The sequence below is a fragment of the Streptomyces solincola genome, from assembly GCF_002982015.1.
Classification (GTDB): Bacteria; Actinomycetota; Actinomycetes; order Streptomycetales; family Streptomycetaceae; genus Streptomyces; species Streptomyces solincola.
This window is the reverse complement of the sequence record NZ_PVLV01000471.1, coordinates 1-4,288: the sequence shown is the minus strand read 5'-3', so window position 1 is coordinate 4,288 and position 4,288 is coordinate 1. Positions and strand designations below refer to the sequence as shown.

The following is a 4,288-nucleotide window of genomic DNA, read 5'->3' as shown; positions in this document are numbered from 1 at the left end:
GACGGCGGGGGTGGATCGGGGCGACTCGGCCGCTCGGCGGCGTAGCGTCAACGAGGCGTGCGGAGAAGCTGGTTGACGGGTGCCGGCCGGAGGGAAGCGGAGAGGCGGCTTCGACTTCGCGGGGGGTGGGTGTCCAGGGCTACTTAGGTTAGTCTAACCTTCACCGTCGTGATGTCAGAAGCACTTGCCGAGACCGCCCGTCGGCGGGGCCATGAACTGCTGGCCGAGGGCGTGACCGTGGCGTACGACGGCACCGACGTCGTGCATGAGGCCACCCTCGCCCTGCGGCCCGGCGAGGTGACCGCCCTGGTGGGGCCCAACGGCAGCGGGAAGTCGACGCTGCTGCGCACCGTGGCGCGGTTGCAGCGCGCCCGCAGCGGCACGCTGGCGATCGACCCGGGGCGGGAGGGCGCGGCCGACGGACTCGCCCTCAGCTCCAAGGAGTTCGCCCGGCGGGTCGCCCTGATGACGCAGAGCCGGCCCACCCCGAGCGGCCTGCGGGTGCGCGACGTGGTGGAGTTCGGCCGCTACCCCTACCGGGGGCGCTGGGGCGGGGCCGACCCGGACGGGGCGGCAGCCGTGGACCTGGCGCTCACGCTGACCGGTGTCGCGGACCTCGCCGAGCGGGGCGCCGAGCACCTGTCCGGCGGGCAGCTCCAGCGCGTCTGGCTGGCGAGCTGCCTGGCCCAGGAGACCGGCGTGCTGCTGCTGGACGAGCCCACCACCTACCTCGACCTGCGCTACCAGGTCGAACTGCTGGACCTGATCCGCGATCTGGCGGACGACCACTCGATCGCGGTCGGCGTCGTGCTGCACGACCTGGACCAGGCGGCGGCGGTGGCCGACCGGATCGTGCTGCTGAGCGCGGGCCGGGTGGTCGCCGACGGCGCCCCCGCCGACGTGCTCGACCCCGAGCGCCTCACCGACGTCTACGGCATCCGCATGGACGTCGACACCGACCCTCTCACCGGCCTGCTGCGCACCCGCGCCGTCGGCCGCCACCACGCCCGACCGGAAAGGCACCGCACCACCTCATGAGACGCCTCATCGCCACCTCCGCCGCCGCGATCGCCGCGGCGCTCGCGCTGACCGCCTGCGGCACGACCGAGCCCACCCCGGCGAAGTCCGACAAGCCGGCCGAGAAGATCAACCTGACCGACGCCAAGGGCGCCAAGGTCACCCTGGACGGTCCGGCGAAGAAGGTCGTCGCCACCGAGTGGAACGTCGTGGAGGCGCTCGTTTCGCTCGGCGTCGACCCGGCCGGCGTCTCCGACGTCAAGGGCTACCAGGCGTGGGGCTCGACCGTGCCGCTGAAGACCGAGCCGAAGGACGTCGGCACCCGCGGCGAGCCCAGCATGGACACCATCGCCGCGCTCTCCCCCGACCTCATCGTCGCCACCACCGACCTGCCGCCGGCCGCCGTCAAGCAGCTCCGCAAGGTCGCCCCGGTGCTGGAGATCCGCCCCGCCGACGCCGCCGACCAGGTCGGCCGGATGAAGGGCAACCTGGACCTCATCGCCCAGGCCACCGGACGCACCGAGCAGGCCGAGACCGTGAAGAAGTCCTACGACGACAAGGTCGCCGAGGGCAGGAAGGCGCTGGCCGACGCCGGTCTGGCCGGCAAGCCGATCGCCTTCGCCGACGGCTACGCCGCCTCCAACCAGGTCTCCATCCGCCCCTTCACCAGCGGCTCGCTCATCGGCAGCGTCAACGAGGAACTGGGCCTGAAGAACGCCTGGAAGATGGCGGGCGACAAGGACTACGGCCTGGCCGCCACCGACGTCGAGGGGCTGACCGCGGTCGGCGACGTTCCGTTCGCCTACATCTCCAACGACGCCGAGGGCGACCCGTTCGCCAAGGACCTGGCCGGCAACGGCGTCTGGAAGTCGCTGCCGTTCGTGAAGAACGACAAGGTGCACAAGCTGCCCGACGGCATCTGGATGTTCGGCGGCCCGAAGTCCATGGAGGCGTACGTCGACGCGCTCGTCTCCGCCCTGACGAAGAAGTAGCGCCATGACCGCCACCGCGACGATCCCCACGGCCACCGAGCTGAGGAAGACGCCCAGGACCGGTGGGGCGGTCGCGGTGGCGGCCGCTCTCGTCCTGCTGGTCGCCGTCCTCGCCGTCGTCGACATCACCCAGGGCACGGCCTCGGCCGGGCCCGCCGAGGTGTGGAAGGCCCTCACCGGCCAGGCCACCGCGCAGGACTCCTCCGTCGTGATCGCCTCGCGGCTGCCGCGGGCGGTCGCCGGGATCATGGTCGGCCTGGTGCTCGGCGCGGCCGGCGCGGCCCTCCAGACGGTGAGCCGCAATGTGCTCGCCTCCCCCGACACCCTGGCGGTGAACGCCGGCGCGCATCTGGCGCTGACCGCGCTGACCGTCACCGGGATCTCGATCCCGCTGCTCGCCTCCTCGGGGGCGGCGTTCGTCGGCGGCCTGGCCGCCGCGGCGCTGGTGCTGGGCCTGTCCGGCCTGGGCGCCGGCACCGTACGGCTGGTGCTGGCCGGCACCGCCCTGACCCTGGGGCTGAACGCGGTCACCGACGCGCTGATCCTGCTGTTCCCGGACACCACCGACGGGCTGTACCACTGGGGCGCGGGCGGCATCGGGCAGAACGGCTTCGGCGGGGTCCTGCACATGGCGCCGGTCGCCGTGGTGGGCCTGGCCGGGCTGCTGCTGGTGGCGCACCGGATGGACGCGCTGGCGCTGGGCGACGACGCGGCCCGCGGCATCGGGGTGCCGGTGCGCGCCACCCGGGTGACCGTGGTGGTGCTCGCCGCGCTGCTGTCGGCCGCGGCGGTGACGCTGGCCGGGCCGATCGCCTTCGTCGGGCTGTGCGCGCCGGCGCTGGTGCGGCCGCTGGGCCGGCGCTTCCCCGCCTTCACCCGCAGCCGGGCCGGTCTGCCGCTGGCCGGGTTGGCGGGTGCGGCCGTGGTGCTCGGCGCGGACGTGGCGCTGCGGGCCGCGGTGCCCGCGGAGCTGGCCGTCGCGGTGCCCACCGGTGTGGTGACCTCCGTGGTGGGCGCGACGTTCCTGGTGGTGCTGGCGTTCCGGGCCCGGCAGTCGCCCGGGGCGACGCCGCCGGACAGGCTGCGCATCCCCGGGAAGCTGGCGTTCTCGGTGTCGCTGGCGGTGATCGCGGCCGTGCTCGCCGGGGTGACGATCGGCGGGGTGCTGCTGGGCGACGCCAAACTGCTGCTGGGCGACGTCGGTAACTGGCTGGCCGGGCGGGCCGGGCAGGGCGTCACCTTCGTGCTGGACACCCGGGTGCCGCGGGTGGCGGCCGCGCTCTGCGCGGGCGGCGCGCTGGCCCTGGCGGGCACGCTGGTGCAGGGGGTGACCCGCAACCCGCTGGCCGAGCCGGGTGTGCTGGGCCTGTCGGGCGGCGGCGCGCTGGGCGCGGTGCTGCTGGTGACGACGGTGCCCTCGGTGGGCTCCTGGGAGCTGGCCGGCGGCGCGTTCGCCGGGTCGGCGCTGGCCGCCGTGCTGGTCTTCGGTCTCGCGGCGCGCAGCGGTTTCGAGCAGAACCGGCTGGTCCTGGTCGGCGTCGGGGTGGCGGCGGGCAGCATGGCGCTGGTCAGCCTGCTGATCGTGCTGACCGACCCGTTCAACGCCACCAAGGCGCTGACCTGGCTGTCCGGTTCCACCTACGGGCGGACCTTCGCGGACGTGCTGCCGGTGGCGGGCGTGCTCGCCGTCGGCGCGGTGCTGGCGCTGGTGCGCCGCCGCGAGCTGGACCTGGTGTCGCTGGACGACGACACGCCCCGGCTGCTGGGGCTGCGGGTGGAGCGCGGCCGGCTCGGCTTCCTGGTGCTGAGCGTGGTGCTGGCGGCCACCGCGGTGGCCGCGGCGGGCACGATCGGCTTCGTGGGCCTGGTGGCCCCGCACGCGGCCCGCGCCCTGGTGGGCCGCCGCCATGTGCGGGTGGTGCCGGTGTCGATCCTGCTGGGCGCGGCGCTGGTCGGCGCGGCCGATCTGCTGGGCCGGACGGTGATCGCCCCGGCGCAGATCGGCGCGGGCGTGATGACGGCGGTGGTCGGCACCCCGTACTTCATCCACCTGTTGCTGCGCAGCCGCCGCTGACCGGGCCCCTGTCCCGTACCTCCCGAGAAGGTTCCTCGGGGAAGCCCCCTGCCGGACCGCCGGCCGGGGGCTGCGCCGCGTCCGGGAGCGGGGGCCGGCCGTCGCGACGCGCCGGGCCGCGGGGGCGCGAACCGTAGGCTAAGCCCCCCGGTCCCCGCCCCGGCGGCCCGCAGGGCGGCACGGTGAGGGCCGTGCGGCACGGGGC

The 4,288-nt window shown here is 74.9% G+C and carries 3 protein-coding genes; all 3 read left to right on the top strand.

Annotation, left to right across the window (positions count from 1 at the left end):
- Positions 1–171: 171 nt before the first annotated feature.
- The 3 genes from C6N75_RS24840 to C6N75_RS24830 are packed head-to-tail and all read left to right on the top strand — an operon-like array spanning position 172 to position 4,083.
- A complete protein-coding gene (locus C6N75_RS24840; RefSeq protein ID WP_105871126.1) occupies positions 172–1,038 on the top strand; it encodes an ABC transporter ATP-binding protein in 867 nt (288 codons plus the stop codon).
- The gene (locus C6N75_RS24835; RefSeq protein WP_105871125.1) at positions 1,035–2,009 is read left to right on the top strand and encodes an iron-siderophore ABC transporter substrate-binding protein; all 975 of its coding nucleotides are present in this window, start codon (positions 1,035–1,037) and stop codon (positions 2,007–2,009) included. The genes C6N75_RS24840 and C6N75_RS24835 overlap by 4 nt, the downstream gene beginning before the upstream one ends.
- A 4-nt stretch (positions 2,010–2,013) precedes the next feature.
- A complete protein-coding gene (locus C6N75_RS24830; RefSeq protein ID WP_105871124.1) occupies positions 2,014–4,083 on the top strand; it encodes an iron ABC transporter permease in 2,070 nt (689 codons plus the stop codon).
- Positions 4,084–4,288 lie beyond the last annotated feature (205 nt).

Bases quoted from the DNA above. Each gene is read 5' to 3' on its own strand.
- C6N75_RS24840 (WP_105871126.1), top strand. From the start codon at position 172: ATGTCAGAAGCACTTGCCGAGACCGCCCGTCGGCGGGGCCATGAACTG.
- C6N75_RS24835 (WP_105871125.1), top strand. From the start codon at position 1,035: ATGAGACGCCTCATCGCCACCTCCGCCGCCGCGATCGCCGCGGCGCTC.
- C6N75_RS24830 (WP_105871124.1), top strand. From the start codon at position 2,014: ATGACCGCCACCGCGACGATCCCCACGGCCACCGAGCTGAGGAAGACG.